Annotated in this window: 13 protein-coding genes; 9 read left to right on the top strand and 4 right to left on the bottom strand. The window is 54.2% G+C overall.

The window, feature by feature from the left end; all coding sequences use genetic code 11:
- Nucleotides 1-8 precede the first annotated feature (8 nt).
- The 3 genes from ABXG94_RS16370 to ABXG94_RS16360 form a co-directional block, all read right to left on the bottom strand.
- On the bottom strand, nt 9-1274 hold the full coding sequence (locus ABXG94_RS16370; RefSeq protein ID WP_353536010.1) for an ABC transporter permease: 1266 nt from the start codon (nt 1272-1274) through the stop codon (nt 9-11).
- A complete protein-coding gene (locus tag ABXG94_RS16365) occupies nt 1271-2077 on the bottom strand; it encodes a taurine ABC transporter ATP-binding protein (protein WP_353536009.1) in 807 nt (268 codons plus the stop codon). Before ABXG94_RS16365 ends, ABXG94_RS16370 begins: the two co-directional genes overlap by 4 nt.
- Nucleotides 2078-2197: 120 nt before the next feature.
- On the bottom strand, nt 2198-3205 hold the full coding sequence (locus ABXG94_RS16360; RefSeq protein WP_502901725.1) for a taurine ABC transporter substrate-binding protein: 1008 nt from the start codon (nt 3203-3205) through the stop codon (nt 2198-2200).
- A gap of 419 nt (nt 3206-3624) precedes the next feature.
- Between ABXG94_RS16360 and ABXG94_RS16355 the strand changes: the two genes are divergently transcribed.
- From ABXG94_RS16355 to ABXG94_RS16315, 9 genes are all read left to right on the top strand, one after another.
- Nucleotides 3625-5022, top strand: a complete 1398-nt coding sequence (locus ABXG94_RS16355; protein WP_353536007.1) for an aminotransferase family protein — start codon at nt 3625-3627, stop codon at nt 5020-5022.
- 83 nt (nt 5023-5105) lie between these two features.
- Nucleotides 5106-5675 carry a GNAT family N-acetyltransferase gene (locus tag ABXG94_RS16350; RefSeq protein ID WP_353536006.1) on the top strand — a complete coding sequence of 190 codons (570 nt, stop codon included), beginning with the start codon at nt 5106-5108 and terminating at the stop codon, nt 5673-5675.
- 155 nt (nt 5676-5830) lie between these two features.
- Nucleotides 5831-7288, top strand: coding sequence for a MocR-like pyridoxine biosynthesis transcription factor PdxR (gene pdxR, locus ABXG94_RS16345; protein WP_353536004.1), 1458 nt, complete (start codon nt 5831-5833; stop codon nt 7286-7288).
- Nucleotides 7289-7598: 310 nt separating this feature from the next.
- Nucleotides 7599-9368, top strand: coding sequence for a sulfoacetaldehyde acetyltransferase (gene xsc, locus ABXG94_RS16340; protein WP_353536003.1), 1770 nt, complete (start codon nt 7599-7601; stop codon nt 9366-9368).
- Between the two features lie 25 nt (nt 9369-9393).
- The gene (pta, locus tag ABXG94_RS16335; RefSeq protein ID WP_353536001.1) at nt 9394-10395 is read left to right on the top strand and encodes a phosphate acetyltransferase; all 1002 of its coding nucleotides are present in this window, start codon (nt 9394-9396) and stop codon (nt 10393-10395) included.
- A gap of 214 nt (nt 10396-10609) precedes the next feature.
- Nucleotides 10610-13441 carry a molybdopterin oxidoreductase family protein gene (locus ABXG94_RS16330; RefSeq protein WP_353535999.1) on the top strand — a complete coding sequence of 944 codons (2832 nt, stop codon included), beginning with the start codon at nt 10610-10612 and terminating at the stop codon, nt 13439-13441.
- A 97-nt stretch (nt 13442-13538) separates the two neighbouring features.
- Nucleotides 13539-14312 carry a 4Fe-4S dicluster domain-containing protein gene (locus ABXG94_RS16325; RefSeq protein ID WP_353535997.1) on the top strand — a complete coding sequence of 258 codons (774 nt, stop codon included), beginning with the start codon at nt 13539-13541 and terminating at the stop codon, nt 14310-14312.
- Complete coding sequence (locus ABXG94_RS16320) at nt 14312-15187, top strand: dimethyl sulfoxide reductase anchor subunit family protein (RefSeq protein WP_353535995.1); 876 nt, start codon at nt 14312-14314, stop codon at nt 15185-15187. The genes ABXG94_RS16325 and ABXG94_RS16320 overlap by 1 nt, the downstream gene beginning before the upstream one ends.
- Nucleotides 15188-15303: 116 nt before the next feature.
- The gene (locus ABXG94_RS16315; protein WP_353535994.1) at nt 15304-15642 is read left to right on the top strand and encodes a hypothetical protein; all 339 of its coding nucleotides are present in this window, start codon (nt 15304-15306) and stop codon (nt 15640-15642) included.
- A gap of 142 nt (nt 15643-15784) precedes the next feature.
- Here the strand turns inward: ABXG94_RS16315 and ABXG94_RS16310 are convergent, their stop codons facing one another.
- The gene (locus ABXG94_RS16310) at nt 15785-16429 is read right to left on the bottom strand and encodes a DUF1523 family protein (protein WP_353535992.1); all 645 of its coding nucleotides are present in this window, start codon (nt 16427-16429) and stop codon (nt 15785-15787) included.
- Between the last annotated feature and the right edge of the window lie 95 nt (nt 16430-16524).

Genomic DNA, 16524 nt, shown 5'->3' with positions numbered 1-16524 from the left:
GAGGGCTATCAGCCCTTGCCTTTCCAAGGCACCAAAACCTTCTCGGCGTAGCGCATCAAGACATCGATGCCAAAGCCAATGATACCAATCAAGATAATCCCCATGATCACGATATCGGTGTTCTGGAATTTAGACGCAGCCACAATCATTTTGCCGGCTCCCTTTTCTGCTGCAACCAATTCAGCGGCAACAACCGTACCCCAGCAAACACCCATCGCAACACGGGCCCCGGTAAAGATCTCTGGCAAAGAGTTTGGCACAATCACATGACGCATGATCTGCGCCTTGCTTGCCCCCAGCGAATAGGCCGCATGCACCTTTGAAATGCTCACGCCAGACACCCCAGATCGCGCCGCAATGGCCATGATCCATAAGGCCGCCAAGAACAGTAAGATGATCTTACCCGTCTCACCAATACCCGCCCAGATGATCACCAGCGGGATCAGCGCAAGTGGCGGCACCGGACGCATGAATTCGACGATAGGATCAAACCAGCCCCGGAACCAATCGCTCAGGCCCATGGCGTAGCCCAATGGAATGCCAACAACCGCCCCGATCACAAAGCCCAGAATAACCCGGTACAACGAGAACCCAAGGTGCTCCCATAAGGTCGAGCCCTGATAGCCTTGGTTGGCAATTTCAATGGTGCGCACAACAACCGCTTCTGGTGACGGCAGCCAGATTGGCTCCATTTGCCAGCCTTTGTCAGGGGTAAAGTTTGGTGTGCCTTTGTCAGACAAAGAGACTGTCCCACCTTCCACGTCAACAGAGTCTCCGGGCGCAACGGCTGTACCATTGATTGCGATAACCTTGGCACCATCAGACTTTGAAATCTCATCGTTTTTGTCTACGCGCAGCAACTTAGAGCGCCAAGCGCCAACCAATTCACTATCGTCCTTGGCAAATCCGTCACCCGGTTCGATGGCAATCGGATCCACTTTGTCGCCCGCCCGGTGAACCCGGAAATGCACCGTTGCTGTGTCAGTTTCGCCACCAGCTTCGGCGGTATAGGTGAACGAGGTGTCGCCGACAAAAGGGCCAGGCGCGTGCATAAAGCCCGGCAGACCCTTAGAACCCGTAAAGGCCCCCCAGATGACAAAGATCGTAATAATCGAGATGAAAGATGCAGACCGATTAGAGCGCACCGCGCTTTCATCACCAAAGGTCACGGTTTTCAGCGACGTGTAGTCTTGGATCGCTGTCTTTTGCGCGATGAAACGCACCGCATAAAACGCGCCAATAAAGATCGCGATATAAATCAGAAACGGAATCATGCTGCGTCCTCCGTCCGGCCCATAATCTCTTCTTCCATATCCCAGATCATCCCAAGGATTTCCTCGCGACGTTCGGCAAATTCAGGATGTTTTTTGACCTCACGCAGGTCTTGCCCAACGCCCATTTCTGCAAATGGCAGATTGTATTCCTTGTGAATTCGGCCCGGACGCGGGGCCATCACGATCAGCCGCTCGCCCAAAAGCAAGGCTTCTTCCACAGAGTGCGTGATCAAGATGATGGTTTTTCCAGTTTCTTTCCAAAGCTTTAGAACCAAAGACTGCATTTTTTCGCGCGTCAGGGCGTCAAGCGCGCCCAGAGGTTCGTCCATCAGGATGACATCGGGATCGTTTGCCAGACAGCGCGCCAAAGACACACGTTGCTGCATGCCGCCAGACAGTTCATAAACTGCCTTTTCCTTAAAGTCTTGCAGGCCGACCACATCCAACAAATGGTCAACAATTTCAGATTTTTCTTTCGCGGCCATACCCTTCATCGTTGGCCCAAAGCCCACGTTTTCGCGCACGCTCATCCATTCAAACAAGGCCCCTTGCTGAAAGACCATGCCACGCTCGGCGTCTGGCCCTTGAACCGTGTGCCCGTTCAAAACAATCTGGCCCTCGGTTGGGGCCAGGAAACCCGCGACGATGTTCAACAAGGTGGTCTTACCACAGCCTGATGGTCCCAAAATGCTGAGCAACTCGCCAGATTTGAGATCCAGACTCACATCCTTAAGCGCCTGAACGTGCCCGCCATCGGGCAAATCAAAACGCATGGAGATTTTTTCGATCGACAGTCCCGACATGGTCCGCCTTTCTGATGATTTTGTGATTTTATTGGCGTCGCGTCCCCAGCATCACAGCCTGCGCGGTCACCTCGAAATGATGTGGGCACCGCCGCATAACCACGGCGGTGCCCGCTACACTTACATACCGCTTGCCGAAGTCAAAGGCGCAGCGTTTACCGCGTTCTCATATGAGTCGAGCGCTGAATCGATGCTTCCGGCCGCCACAAAGACATCTGCAACGCCTTTCATGAAGGATTGCGCACCACCACCAAGCCATTTTTCACCCAGCTGATCGCCTGCGCTTGGGAAAATAAAGGTCCCAATAGTTGCAGCCGCGTCTGCTTCGTCCATACCGGCATCTTTGGCGATAATTGGCAGCATTTCTGCAGTGTTGGCACCGCTATTCCACATGTCATTTGCATCCGCAGTGACCTTTAGGAATTTCGCCAGCAGCTCACCTTCTTCCGCAGCAAATGCCGCAGGAACGGTGGTTGCATCAAACACCAGAATGCCAAGCTCTTCTTTTTCAGCGCCTGTCAGCAGCACATTGCCGTGCTCTTTCATGCGGCGCAGCGCACCACCCCAGCCACAGGCCATGTCAATGGATCCCTGCGCCAATGCAGCCGCAGATTCGGCTGGCGCCATGTCGACGATTTCCAGACTATCCAAAGACACACCAAAGTGGTTCATCTGCTCTAGGAAACCAAAATGCGCCGCGGTGCCCAACGGAACCGCAACTTTTTTGCCCGCGAGTTCGCCAGCGCTTTCTTTGTCAATTTCCAACCCTTCGGACACGACACAGTTGTCGTTCTCAGAATAGCTGACGGCGATATCTACAACCTGAATGTCCTGACCTGCAGAGGCAGCAACAACAAACGGTGGAATGCCCTGGCTGACCGAAATCTGCACATCGCCCGACGCCATCGCCGCGCTCATCGCTGTACCTGTGTCAAAGCTGACCCAGTTGATCTTTACGCCCATGGCATCTTCGTACATGCCTTTTTCCTTGGCATACTGAAATGGCATTGGCCATTCCAAGAAGTAAGCAACTGTAATTTCACCACCGTGACCGGCAGCCATTGCGCCCTGAGTACCCGCCATCAATGCGGCAGTCGCCGCCATCGCAGCAAAATGCTTTTTCAACATCATATTCAATTTTCTCCCGTGTACATGTGCTGCCAGATCAACCAACAGCTTAAATCCCGCGCGGTCTTGTTAAGGTCGACACTTTTGCGGTTTGCCCAAAATTATGCTCTGAACAATTCCAATCGGAGCGGAAAAATTGGTTTCGATCAATGAATTTCTTTTTCAAAACGACATGGTCAACCAGCAACACGACATGATGAATAATGACAATTTCCCATTTAATATCCTATAAACAATTACTTGGCAGAAATATTCTGATTTTTCGCCAAGCAACCAAACCAAATCTGGCCTTAAATTGAGGCATGACTGGCCCTATCGAAACGCCCATAAAAACAGCGAGTGTAAATTATCAATTGGCCAGTGAGTCTGGCCTCTCAAAGCATTCAGCAACATGGTTGCTACTAAATAGGGTGGACCTGATGGACGGCACATATCAAGACAACGACCTCTCTCGCGTCATTGCAGCCGACAAAGCAAATGTATGGCATCATTTGACACAACATAAACCATTTGAAACCACAGACCCGCGTATCATTGTCGAAGGCAAAGGCATGCGCGTCTGGGATCAAAACGGCAAAGAATTTCTGGATGCTGTGTCGGGCGGTGTTTGGACAGTAAACGTCGGCTATGGCCGTGAAAGCATTGCAGAAGCCGTCAAAGAACAGTTGCTAAAACTTTGCTATTTCGCGCAGTCCGCAGGCTCGATTCCCGGATCGCTGTTCGCTGAAAAGCTGATCGAAAAAATGCCCGGCATGTCGCGCGTTTATTACACAAACTCTGGTTCGGAGGCGAACGAGAAAGCCTTTAAACTAGTGCGCCAGATTGCCCATAAGAAATATGGCGGCAAAAAAACCAAGATTCTTTATCGTGACCGCGACTATCACGGCTCGACGTTGGCAACGATGTCCGCCGGCGGCCAAGACGAGCGCAACGCGCAATACGGCCCATTTGCGCCTGATTTTGTCAAAGTTCCGCACTGTATGGAATACCGCAAACACGAGCTGGGCCTAGAGCATCTGTCCGGTGCAGAGTTTGGCCGTGCGGCCGCTGACGCGATCGAAGAAGTTATCCTGCGCGAAGGCCCAGAAACTGTCGGCGCATTGTGCCTAGAGCCGATCACAGCCGGTGGCGGTGTTATCGAAGCCCCCGAAGGCTATTGGCAGCGCGTGCGCGAAATCTGCGACAAATACGAAGTGCTTTTGCACATCGACGAAGTTGTCTGCGGCGTGGGTCGTACCGGGTCCTGGTTTGGCTACCAGCATTACGGCATCGAACCTGACTTTGTGACGATGGCCAAAGGCGTTGCCTCTGGTTACGCAGCGATTGCCTGCATGGTGACAACCGAAAAAGTCTTTGAAATGTTCAAAGATGACGCGTCAGACCCTATGGGCTATTTCCGCGATATTTCCACATTCGGCGGCTGCACCGCCGGGCCAGCTGCGGCGTTGGCAAATATGGCAATCATCGAAGATGAGAAGCTTCTGGAAAACTGCACCGCCATGGGCGCGCGCATGACTGCAAACTTCAATGCTTTGGCAGAAAAACACGCTGTCATTGGCGACGTGCGCGGCAAGGGGTTGTTCCAGGGTCTCGAACTTGTTCAAGATCGTGAAACTAAAGAACCTGTACCAGAAGCCATGGCGCAAAAGGTTGTCGCAGAATGCGGTGCCCAAGGCGTGATCATCGGGGTTACCAATCGATCGATCCCAGGGCGCAACAACACCCTGTGTTTCAGCCCTGCATTGATCGCTACCGCTCAGGACATCGACGATATCTGCCATGCCGTCGACGTTGCTTTGACCAAAGTCTTTGGGTAAGACGACAAGAACAACTCACACCCTTTTTGAGGGTGTGAGTCTCAAAAGACACGCAAGACTTTGAAAAACCTATAGGACGCCCCATGTGGCCAGCCGCCCAAATGCTTTGTGGCACCCGTGTCACCCTGTTTCCTCTGACACAATCCCACGCTGCGGGACTGTCATTGGCAAGCATGGGACCAAAGCATTTGCCCGCAAATTGTCGCGTGCCCACAGTCGACGCGCTCGAAGGTGAAATCTCGTATCTGCGCGAGCAACACGCAGACGGGCGCGGATTGTTTTTTGCGGTGTCCGATCACAATGAATTCCTGCGAGGCATAACCGGCTTTTCCCGCATCGACCGCGCGCATAAGCAGCTGGAAATTGGCGGAACATGGTTACAGGGCAGCGATCATCTAATGTTCACAGAGATGACCACCATGATGCTCACCTATGCCTTCGAATGTGCCCGCGCGGTGACCGTCCAGATGCGTGTACCGGCCCAGGACCATGCACATCGATTGATTCTTTCTGACCTTGGCGCAGGGCTTGACGGCGTGCTGCGCGGTGCCAAAATTGATCGCGCGGGCCAGCCGGTCGACATGGCGGTCTACTCTGTTATCGCTACCGAATGGGCCACCACCCGCAGCGCTCTGCTCTCTAAGCTGCTATAAACATACGCTAATTTGCGCAAAAACACGATTTATGAGACGAATATTCTCTGTTTTCGTGGGCTCCCTTGAAAAATCTGTGAGAGTGCTGGAAAATGAAATCAGCCTGGCATGGTGCCAGATTTTTCCGCGCGATAAGTCCAGAATTGGAATAGGTCATGTCGATTTCTGTCGATACGTTTTTTCTTAACCCCCAATTTCAGGGCACCTTGCAGTCGCAGATCCAGCAAATGATTGCCGAGGGGATTTTGTCCGGACGGTTTCGGCAAGGCGAAAAACTGCCTTCGACCCGTAAACTCGCCAAGCACCTGGGTGTCAGCCGCATCACGGTAACGCTGGCCTATACCGAATTGCTGGCAAATGACTATTTGTCATCGCGCGGCCGCTCTGGGTATTTCGTGTCCGAAAACGCACCAGAGCCACCGCCCTTTCACGCCATTCGTCAGACCGGCGACAATGTTGATTGGACGCGTGCAATCGGGCGCCGGTATACCGGGGGGGACACGCCCCAGAAACCCGGAGATTGGCAACGTTTTCGTTTTCCTTTCATCTACGGTCAGGCTGATCCAAGCCTCTTTGACCACGGAAACTGGCGGCTGTGTGCCATTCAGGCTCTGGGGCAAAAAGACTTTACCGCCCTGACCACCGACTATTACGATCAGGACGATGAGCGGTTGATTGAATTCATCGTGCGCCATACTTTGCCGCGTCGCGGTATTGTCGCCCGCCCCGAAGAGATCCTGATCACAATGGGGGCGCAGAATGCGCTTTGGTTGACGTCTCAGGTTCTGTTAACCCAACGACGCACCGCCGCGATCGAAGACCCCTGTTACCATGCGCTGCGCGATATTCTGACCCAATCCCGCTGTCACCTTGTACCGATTCCTGTTGATCAAGACGGGCTGCCACCGCACGCAATCCCTTCAAAAACTGACGTAATCTTCACCACACCAAGCCACCAATGCCCGACAACGGCCACCATGCCGATGGCGCGACGCAAAGCCTTGCTTGACCGTGCGCGCGAACTTGATGCGGTGATCATCGAAGACGATTACGAATTTGAAATGTCCTTTTTGAATGCGCCCTCTCCTGCGCTGAAGTCTATGGATCAGGATGGGCGGGTGATCTACATTGGCAGCTTCTCAAAGTCGATTTTTCCGGGTCTACGTTTGGGTTATATGGTTGGATCCGAAAGCTTTATTCGCGAAGCGCGGGCATTGCGCGCCTCTGTGCTGCGCCATCCTCCGGGCCATATCATGCGCACAGCGGCCTATTTTCTATCCTTAGGGCATTACGATGCGCTGATCCGCCGAACACGTATCACGCTGAACGAGCGTTGCGAGGTCATGCATCAGGCCATCACCGAAAACAAACTGACGGTTGCCGGGCAAGGGGCCCATGGCGGATCCTCCATCTGGATGCGCGCACCTCAGGGTGTCGACACCGAGGTATTGGCCAAAAAACTTATGCAACAAGGCGTGGTGATCGAACCTGGCCGAACGTTTTTTCACGGCACGGACCGACCCCGCGAATATTACCGGCTGGCCTACTCGTCGATTCCCACCAGCCGCATCCCCGAAGGCATACGCTTGATTGCCGAATGCATCGACAGTTAACCTTTCGGTAACACTTTTCACATTTTCTGGCCTTAAACTAAGAGACGGCAAGAGCGGATGCTTTGCTCAGTCTTTTGCACGCGCAATAAAATTTCGCGTCAATTTGATTGACTTTTGAGACCCTGAGTGTCAATAATCAACAAAATTACAAAAACACGCACTTCAACTAGGGATTCGAAGAATCATGACACCAAAATCATCTGGACTTATTCCGCACAGATTATTGGGTCTACTGGTCTTATCCCACACCTCGTAACCTACACTCGCCCGAGCCTCGGCTCGCATTTTCTTGTTCTCAGGAGACGCACCCATGAAAATGACAACTGAAGAAGCCTTCGTAAAAGTGCTTCAAATGCACGGAATTGATAACGCCTTTGGCATTATCGGCTCTGCAATGATGCCAATTTCCGACCTGTTCCCAGCAGCAGGCATTAAGTTTTTTGACTGCGCACATGAGTGCAACGCAGGCATGATGGCAGACGGTTACACCCGCGCCACCGGCAAGATGTCCATGATGGTCGCACAAAACGGCCCAGGCATCACCTCTTTGGTCACGCCGATCAAAACAGCATATTGGAACCACACACCACTGCTGATCGTGACACCACAGGCTGCCAATAAAACAATCGGCCAAGGCGGTTTCCAAGAAGTAGAGCAAATGGCGCTGCTGGAAGACATGGTTGCTTACCAAGAAGAAGTGCGTGACCCATCGCGCATGGCCGAAACTCTGAACCGTGTGATCCTGCAAGCAAAACGCGCCTCCGCGCCTGCTCAGATCAACATCCCACGCGACTTCTGGACACAAGTCATCGACATCGAGCTTCCAGCTGTTGTTGAATTCGAACGCCCACAGGGTGGTGACGAAGCTGTTGCACGTGCGGCAGACTTGCTGTCTTCCGCTAAATTCCCCGTCATCCTGAACGGTGCCGGCGTTGTTCTGGCCGACGCGATTGGCGACTCTGCAGAATTGGCCGAACGCCTGACCGCGCCGGTTTGCGTTGGCTATCAGCACAATGATGCGTTCCCAGGGTCTCACCCATTGTTTGCTGGTCCTCTGGGCTATAACGGCTCCAAAGCTGGCATGGAATTGATCGCGAAAGCCGACGTCGTTCTGGCATTGGGTACACGTTTGAACCCATTCTCAACTTTGCCTGGCTACGGCATCGATTACTGGCCACGCGACGCGAAAATCATCCAGGTTGACATCAACCCGGACCGCATCGGCCTGACCAAGCCGGTAACTGTTGGTATCGTTGGTGATGCTAAGAAAGTTGCCCAAGGCATTTTGGCACGTCTGGGTGACAACGCGGGTGACGAAGGTCGCGACGCACGTAAAAACACCATCGCTCAGTCCAAGTCCGCATGGGCACAAGAACTGACATCGATGACCCACGAAGACGACGATCCAGGCACAACTTGGAACGAACGTGCGCGCAACAACGAGCCAGCGAAAATGTCTCCTCGCATGGCATGGCGCGCGATCCAAGCAGCTCTGCCAAAAGAAGCGATCATCTCTTCTGACATCGGCAACAACTGCGCAATCGGCAACGCATACCCATCCTTCGAAGATGGTCGCAAATACCTGGCACCTGGCCTGTTTGGCCCATGTGGTTACGGTTTCCCAGCGATCTGTGGTGCCAAAGTTGGCCAACCTGATGTTCCAGTTGTTGGCTTTGCTGGCGACGGCGCGTTCGGTATCTCCATGAACGAAATGGTTTCGGTTAACCGCGACGATTGGCCTGCAATCACCATGGTTATCTTCCGCAACTACCAGTGGGGTGCTGAAAAGCGTAACACGACACTGTGGTTCGACGATAACTTTGTTGGCACCGAATTGGCGACAGAAGTGTCTTATGCCGGTATCGCGAAAGCCTGTGGTGTTGAAGGCGTTGCCGTCACAACCATGGACGAGCTGACAGACGAGTTGGACAAAGCTGTTAAGCGTCAGATGAATGAAAAGAAAACAACATTCATCGAAATCCTGCTGAACAAAGAACTTGGCGAGCCTTTCCGTCGCGATGCGATGAAAAAGCCAGTGTCTGTAGCGGGTATCAACCGCGACGACATGCAAGCTCAATAATAACTGACTAAAGAGAGACGGACCCATGACACTTTTGCCGCAGGAGCTGCTCAAGCAAACGGCTCCGTCCACTCGCCCAGTTATTTCCTTAAGCGAAGGCAGTGATCCCCGCATTGTTGCGGGGGCACTTGCCGCCAACCAAGCCAATCTGGCTGACATTATTCTTGTAGGCGACGCCACTGCCATCCGCGCCGAGCTTTCTGCTCAGGGCGCGTCCGAAGGCAACGGCGTACATATCCACGACCCAATGGCCTCTGAATTGACCGCCGATTTTGCTTCTGCTTTCCACGCGCTGCGCAAGCACAAAGGCGTTGACGAAGCAAAGGCGCTAAAATCCGTTCAATCCCCGGTGGTTTATGCCGCGATGTTGGTCCGTTTGGGCCATGCAACTGGCACCGTTGGCGGGGCCGTTTATACAACCGGCGATATCGTTCGCTCGGCGATCCAGGTCATCGGAATGGCACCAGATGCCGCCATGGTCTCCAGCTTCTTCCTGATGTACCCACCTGACAATGCAACAGATGGTGCGCGCGCAATGCTCTATTCTGATTGCGGCTTGGTCATCGACCCTTCATCCAAAGAGCTTTCTGAAATAGCCAAAGCATCAGCCCAATCCTGCAAGGCACTTTTGCAAACTGAACCAAAAATTGCCTTCCTGTCCTTTTCAACCCTGGGCAGCGCACGCCACGCCGCCGTTGATAAGGTCACCGAGGGACTGAAGCTTTTCAAAGCAGCCGCCCCAGAGATCCAAGCCGATGGCGAACTGCAATTTGACGCGGCTTTCACCGCCTCTGTTGGCGCGCGCAAAGCCCCAGAGTCGTCAGTCGCCGGCAACGCCAATGTCATGATTTTCCCAAATCTAGATGCTGGCAACATCAGCTACAAAATCACCCAACGGGTCGGTGGCTACACTGCCATTGGCCCGGTCATGCAGGGCTTGGCAAAACCCGCAAATGACCTGTCTCGTGGCTGCAGCGCCCAGGACGTCACGCAAATGATCGCCGTAACAGCCTTGCAAGCACAATAAAGTTCCAAAAAAACGCCTTTCCGCTTGACGTGAAGGGTGAATTTCCCACTCATCAAGCAGAAGTCAGGAAATCTGCCCAAATGATCGCGCGAAAAGACACTATTGTTTCACTTCACAGCCAAAGCACCGCTTTGCGCTGCGTTTCGTGCAGCCCGCTTAAAATCCCTGCGTCGCAGCGATTTTCTTCCGCCGCCCAGCCGTAAAAGGACGCCAGATGACATTCCAGCAGCCCAAAATTGATACATCTCCAAAGGTTTCCGACGAGATTCGCAAAACCACCTGCTACATGTGCGCGTGCCGCTGCGGCATCAACGTGCATATGAAAGACGGTCCAGACGGCAAAAAGCAGGTCGCCTATATCGAAGGCAACCGCGACCACCCCGTCAACAAGGGTGTGCTTTGCGCCAAAGGCTCTGCGGGCATCATGCAAGTGAACGCCCCATCGCGTTTGCAATCGCCGATGAAACGCGTTGGCCCGCGTGGCTCTGGCGAATTTGAACCCATCAGCTGGGACGAAGCCTTGGATATGGCCGTTGGCCTTCTAAAACCTCTACGTGAAAAGAACCCAGAAAAACTGGCCTTCTTTACAGGCCGTGACCAATCCCAATCCTTCACCGGCATGTGGGCTCAAAGCTTTGGCACGCCCAACTTTGCGGCACACGGCGGCTTCTGCTCTGTCAATATGGCAGCTGGCGGCATCTACACCATGGGCGGCGCGTTCTGGGAATTTGGACAGCCCGATTGGGATCACACAAAGCTGTTCATGCTGTTTGGCGTCGCCGAAGATCACGACAGCAACCCAATTAAAATGGGCATCGGCAAAATCAAAGCGCGCGGTGCCAAAGTCATCGGCGTCAACCCTGTGCGCTCTGGCTATAATGCGGTTGCTGACGAATGGGTTGGTATCACTCCGGGCACCGATGGCCTGTTCATCCTTTCACTGGTGCACGAGCTGATGAAAGCTGGCAAAATCGACGCGCATTATCTCGCCCAATACACCAACGCGCCTGTCTTGCTTGATGAAGACACCGGTCTCTTTCTGCGCGATGCAAACGACAAGCCATTGGTCATCGACAGCGTCACTGGCAAACCTGCTGCGTTTGACCAAAAAGGCGTGCGCCCAAGCCTCGGTGCCACCTACGAAACTGGTGGCAAAACCCATCGCACCGTCATGGCGATGATGGCCGAGAAATACCTCGACGAACAATACGCACCAGAAAATGTCGCCGAACGCACCGGGATCACCGCTAAAAAGATCAAAACCATCGCCGCAGAACTCGCGCGCGTGGCCTTCGAAGAAGAATTTGAACTTGATCAAGAATGGACAGACTTCCGCGGCGAAACCCACACAAAAATGGTTGGCCGCCCGGTCTCGATGCACGCCATGCGCGGCATCTCTGCACACTCTAATGGCTTCCAAACCTGCCGCGCCCTGCACATCCTGCAAATCGTTCTGGGCACCGTCGAAGTCCCCGGCGGCTTCCGCTTCAAACCGCCTTATCCAAAACCGATCGAAGCCCATCCAAAGCCCCACGGAAAAGTGACCCCAGATGCGCCACTGGATGGCCCGCACCTCGGCTTCACCCGTGGTCCCGAAGACCTGATGCTGAAAGAAGACGGTTCTCCGATCCGCATCGACAAAGCCTTCACTTGGGAAAACCCGATGTCCAGCCACGGCTTGATGCATATGGTGATCTCAAATGCTCATGCGGGTGATCCCTATAAAATCGACACGCTGTTCATGTATATGGCGAATATGTCGTGGAACTCTTCGATGAACACCAAAGGTGTGATCGAAATGCTGACTGACAAAGACGCGGACGGCAATTATGTGATCCCCAACATCATCTATTCAGACGCCTATAGCTCTGAAATGGTCGCCTATGCCGATCTGATCCTGCCAGACACCACCTATCTAGAGCGCCACGACTGTATTTCGCTGCTGGATCGCCCGATCTGCGAAGCAGACGGCGCAGCTGATGCCATCCGCTGGCCGGTCATTGAACCTGACCGCGAAGTGCGCGGCTTCCAGACAACTTTGGTGCATCTGGCAAACCGCTTAGGCATGCAGGGCTTTGTCAACGAAGACGGTTCCGCCAAATACCAAGATTACGCTGACTATATCGTCAACCACGAACGCAAGCCGGGCGTTGGTCCCCTTGCAGGCTTCCGTGGTGAAAACGGCGACAAAACCGGCCGCGGCGAGGTCAACCCCAAGCAGCTTGAAAAATACATCGAGAACGGCGGCTTCTTTGTCTCTCACATCCCAGAGGGTGCAAATTACTACAAACCCTGGAACAACGCCTACCAAGATTGGGCGGTGGGCATGGGCATCATCGATGCGCCAGCACCCTACCTGTTCCAACTCTATTCTGAACCCATGCGCAAATTCCAACGCGCAGCCGAAGGCCATGGCGACCGTCAACCGCCAGAGCATCTGCGCGATCGGGTCAAATCCGTAATGGACCCGCTGCCCATGTGGTATGAACCGTTTGAGGACACCGCCGTTGATCTCGAAGAATACCCCATTCATGCGCTGACCCAACGCCCGATGGCGATGTATCACAGCTGGGGCACACAAAACGCTTGGCTGCGCCAGCTCCACGGCACAAACCCGCTGTATTTGCCAACCAAGCTTTGGGAACAATACGGCTTTAAAGACGGCGATTGGGCGCGCGTCAGCTCGACCCATGGCACCATCACCGTGCCGGTCGAACATCAGGCAGCCCTGAATGAAAACACCGTCTGGACATGGAATGCGATCGGCAAACGCAAAGGCACTTGGGCGCTGGACAACAACGCACCTGAATCCAACAAGGGCTTCTTGCTCAACCACCTGATCCACGAATTGCTGCCCGCCAAAGGCGACGGCATGCGGGTTGCCAACTCTGACCCCATCACCGGGCAAGCCGCATGGTTTGATCTGCGCGTCAAAATCGAAAAGACCGATGCGCCCGCCGACAACCAGTCGCAACCGAAATTCCCATCGATCAAATCTCCGGTGGGCCAAGGTCCAGACCACCTCGAATGGAAGGTGGGCAAATAATGACACCTGCACCTATTCATCTTTCCCAAAATACTCCGGGGGTCTGGGGGCTGGCCCCCAGCCTAGCCCTCTCCTCTCACATCGGAGATAGCCACACATGACTGACCTCCCAACAAGCACCGCCAAAAAGCTTGGCCTTGTTATCGATCTTGACACCTGCGTGGGCTGCCACGCCTGTGTGATTTCCTGCAAAGGCTGGAACACAGAAAACTACGGTGCCCCGCTGTCTGATCAACGCCCCTATGGCGAAGAACCCATGGGCACCTTCCTCAACCGCGTGCATTCCTACGAAGTGCAAGCGCCGGGCAAGGCCGCACAAACCGTGCACTTCCCGAAATCCTGCCTGCATTGTGAAAACGCGCCCTGCGTCACCGTCTGCCCAACCGGGGCCAGCTATAAACGGTCCGAGGACGGCATTGTTCTGGTCAACGAACAAGACTGCATCGGCTGTGGCCTTTGTGCTTGGGCCTGCCCCTATGGTGCCCGCGAATTGGACCAAGCCGAAGGCGTGATGAAAAAATGCACGCTTTGTGTGGACCGGATCTACAACGAAAACCTGCCCGAAGTTGACCGCGTGCCAGCCTGTGTGCGCACCTGTCCAGCGGGTGCCCGTCACTTTGGCGACTTCGCAGACCCAGACTCAAACGTTTCCAAATTGACCGCAGAACGCGGCGGTATGGACCTGATGCCAGAGCTTGGCACCGCGCCGGTTAATAAATACCTGCCCCCCCGCATCAAAGACACCTGGGATGACGAAAGCGTGCTTGCGCCTTTCCTCGAACCCGTCGCCGACAAAGCCCCGGGTCTCTTGGGCTGGCTTGATAAACAACTGTCGCGCCTGCCCGGCGACGCCAAAGAAGGAGCAAACTAATGCATCCCGCAGCATCAGTTATCATCTTCACCACATTTTCCGGTGTTGGCCTTGGCATGCTGGCATGGCTTGGCATTGACCCCAGCCCCTCCACCGGTCTTGCGGCCTTCGGCTATTACGCCGTGGCCTTTGCCTTCACGGTTGGCGGCTTGATCTCTTCCACCTTCCACCTGGGGCACCCAGAACGCGCCATGAAAGCCTTTAAACAATGGCGCACCAGCTGGTTGTCCCGCGAAGGCGTCTGTGCGGTCATCGCACTGATCGTCATGGGGCTATATGCAGCGGCGCTGATCTTTTTGGGTGAACACTATGCACTCCTTGGCTGGATCGGTGCAATCCTCTGCCTGATCACCGTCTACACAACCTCGATGATCTATGGCCAATTGGCGACCATCCCGCGCTGGAACACCCCGCTGACATCCCTGCTGTACCTGACCTTTGCCATTGCAGGCGGCGCGCTGTTTGCCGGTCGTATTTCCATTGCATTGTATCTGTTGATCGCCGCCGCCTTTGTCCAAGTGATCTGGTGGAAAAAAGGCGACACCGCCTTTGCCGATCGCGGCTCTGATCTGGGCACAGCCACGGGCCTAGGGGATCGTGGCACTGTGCGCTCCATGGCCCACCCCCATAGCTCGCCCAACTACCTGATGCGCGAATTCATCCACATCGTGGGCCGCAAACATGCCCAAAAACTGCGGGTGATTTCACTGATCCTTATGGCAGGTATCCCGGTTGTTTTGCTGGCCTTCCTACCCGCAGGTCACTTGCTGGCAATCCTTTGTATCCTCAGCCACCTCGCGGGCGTCGCAACATCGCGCTGGCTGTTCTTTGCCGAGGCCGAGCACACTGTCGGCATCTACTACGGCGCACGGTAAATAAAGCCACATGCCAGATCAAAGCGGGTCCTTATCAGGGCCCGTTTTTTTTGTTGAACGCCGCGCCGGTTCAACATCATTCTTTCACGTTTTTGAAAACCCGCGGCCCTATGCTCATGACCAATCCAAAGGCAAAAGGCACCGATATGATGAAAATCCTAACCACATGCGCCGCAGCTCTCTTGCTGGCCACCCCCGCCTTGGCAGCCTCAAACAGCAAAATCTGCAAAAGCGCCGCCATCTCCCAAAAGGCGCGCGTCACTTCAAACCAATGCACCTGCATGCTCAAAGGGGCCGACAAATACCTTTCAAAATCCGACAAAGCCTATCTGGTCGATTACTGGTCTGGCAATCGCAACGACAAACCAAATATTTATCTCGCACGTGCCTACCCCTCTGGCAAAAACAAACCACTGATCAAATACAGCGCCTATACGGCCAGCCTATGTAAGTGATCTCTGAATGGCCCATCAAGCGCAGACACCGCTGGCCAAACCATCCTAAAAGAGGCAGAGGGCACCCGCGCATTCTTCCACGCGGCCGACTGACCTGACGCTTTCAAACAAATGGGGCTCAGAATTCTGGGCCCCATTTACATCACTTGTTCTTCTGTCCGCCAAACCACCGCCGCAACCGCCCGCGCTGCGCCGCAATGCCATCTCCGGCATCAGCCAGACTATCGCCAACATCCTCCAGCACCGGATCAATACGCGCCTCGCGGAACCTGATCCAACGCACCCTGATGGCCCAGAAAATCGCAAACAAAACCACGAAAATCGAAATATTCCACCATGGAACAAACGAAGCATCCGGACCCGTCACCGGCTTAATAGAAACGGCGTTTGGAAAGATCGACAAAAACTCGTTGCGCCAACCATAATGCCGGATGGCCACCCATTCGGGCGCGTCTTTTGACGACACCGCATCATTGGCCTCAGTATACAGATTGGCCGTGTCAAACTTGAAATACGGTGGCCAGCTCCAGCCCGTGTCCTCGTTGCGATAAACGATGGCATCCCCATTGGGGCGCACCGCCTGAATGAACTGCACATCGCGGTTTGTCAGATTGGCCGACTGACTGTCTGGCTTAGACCAAAACACGCGGGTCCAATCATTCAGCTCTTGGCGTTCTTCATAGGTATTCACAATGCGCACAACATCATGCTGCGCCAATGTGTAATGGAAAAATCCCAGCACCAAAACCAGAACCACCCCCCGAAAAACCCACTTAATATAGCCCATCTGCGGCCCCCAAATTGCTTACCTGTCAAATAGGCGATCCCACCCCGCTTAACAACCGCGCAGCCCCAGACCACGGTGATTTTGCGCCATCCCTA

The organism is Cognatishimia sp. WU-CL00825 (assembly GCF_040364665.1).
In the GTDB taxonomy this organism is placed as follows: domain Bacteria; phylum Pseudomonadota; class Alphaproteobacteria; order Rhodobacterales; family Rhodobacteraceae; genus Cognatishimia.
The sequence above is the reverse complement of the archived record's forward strand: the minus strand, read 5'-3'. Positions and strand labels throughout refer to the sequence as shown.

Excerpts from the sequence above, each read along its gene's own strand:
- ABXG94_RS16350 (WP_353536006.1), top strand. The coding sequence starts at position 5,106 with ATGTGGCCAGCCGCCCAAATGCTTTGTGGCACCCGTGTCACCCTGTTT.
- ABXG94_RS16355 (WP_353536007.1), top strand. The coding sequence starts at position 3,625 with ATGGACGGCACATATCAAGACAACGACCTCTCTCGCGTCATTGCAGCC.
- ABXG94_RS16360 (WP_502901725.1), bottom strand. The coding sequence starts at position 3,205 with ATGTTGAAAAAGCATTTTGCTGCGATGGCGGCGACTGCCGCATTGATG.
- ABXG94_RS16315 (WP_353535994.1), top strand. The coding sequence starts at position 15,304 with ATGACCAATCCAAAGGCAAAAGGCACCGATATGATGAAAATCCTAACC.
- ABXG94_RS16320 (WP_353535995.1), top strand. The coding sequence starts at position 14,312 with ATGCATCCCGCAGCATCAGTTATCATCTTCACCACATTTTCCGGTGTT.
- ABXG94_RS16330 (WP_353535999.1), top strand. The coding sequence starts at position 10,610 with ATGACATTCCAGCAGCCCAAAATTGATACATCTCCAAAGGTTTCCGAC.
- ABXG94_RS16365 (WP_353536009.1), bottom strand. The coding sequence starts at position 2,077 with ATGTCGGGACTGTCGATCGAAAAAATCTCCATGCGTTTTGATTTGCCC.
- pta (WP_353536001.1), top strand. The coding sequence starts at position 9,394 with ATGACACTTTTGCCGCAGGAGCTGCTCAAGCAAACGGCTCCGTCCACT.
- ABXG94_RS16370 (WP_353536010.1), bottom strand. The coding sequence starts at position 1,274 with ATGATTCCGTTTCTGATTTATATCGCGATCTTTATTGGCGCGTTTTAT.
- ABXG94_RS16310 (WP_353535992.1), bottom strand. The coding sequence starts at position 16,429 with ATGGGCTATATTAAGTGGGTTTTTCGGGGGGTGGTTCTGGTTTTGGTG.
- xsc (WP_353536003.1), top strand. The coding sequence starts at position 7,599 with ATGAAAATGACAACTGAAGAAGCCTTCGTAAAAGTGCTTCAAATGCAC.
- ABXG94_RS16325 (WP_353535997.1), top strand. The coding sequence starts at position 13,539 with ATGACTGACCTCCCAACAAGCACCGCCAAAAAGCTTGGCCTTGTTATC.
- pdxR (WP_353536004.1), top strand. The coding sequence starts at position 5,831 with ATGTCGATTTCTGTCGATACGTTTTTTCTTAACCCCCAATTTCAGGGC.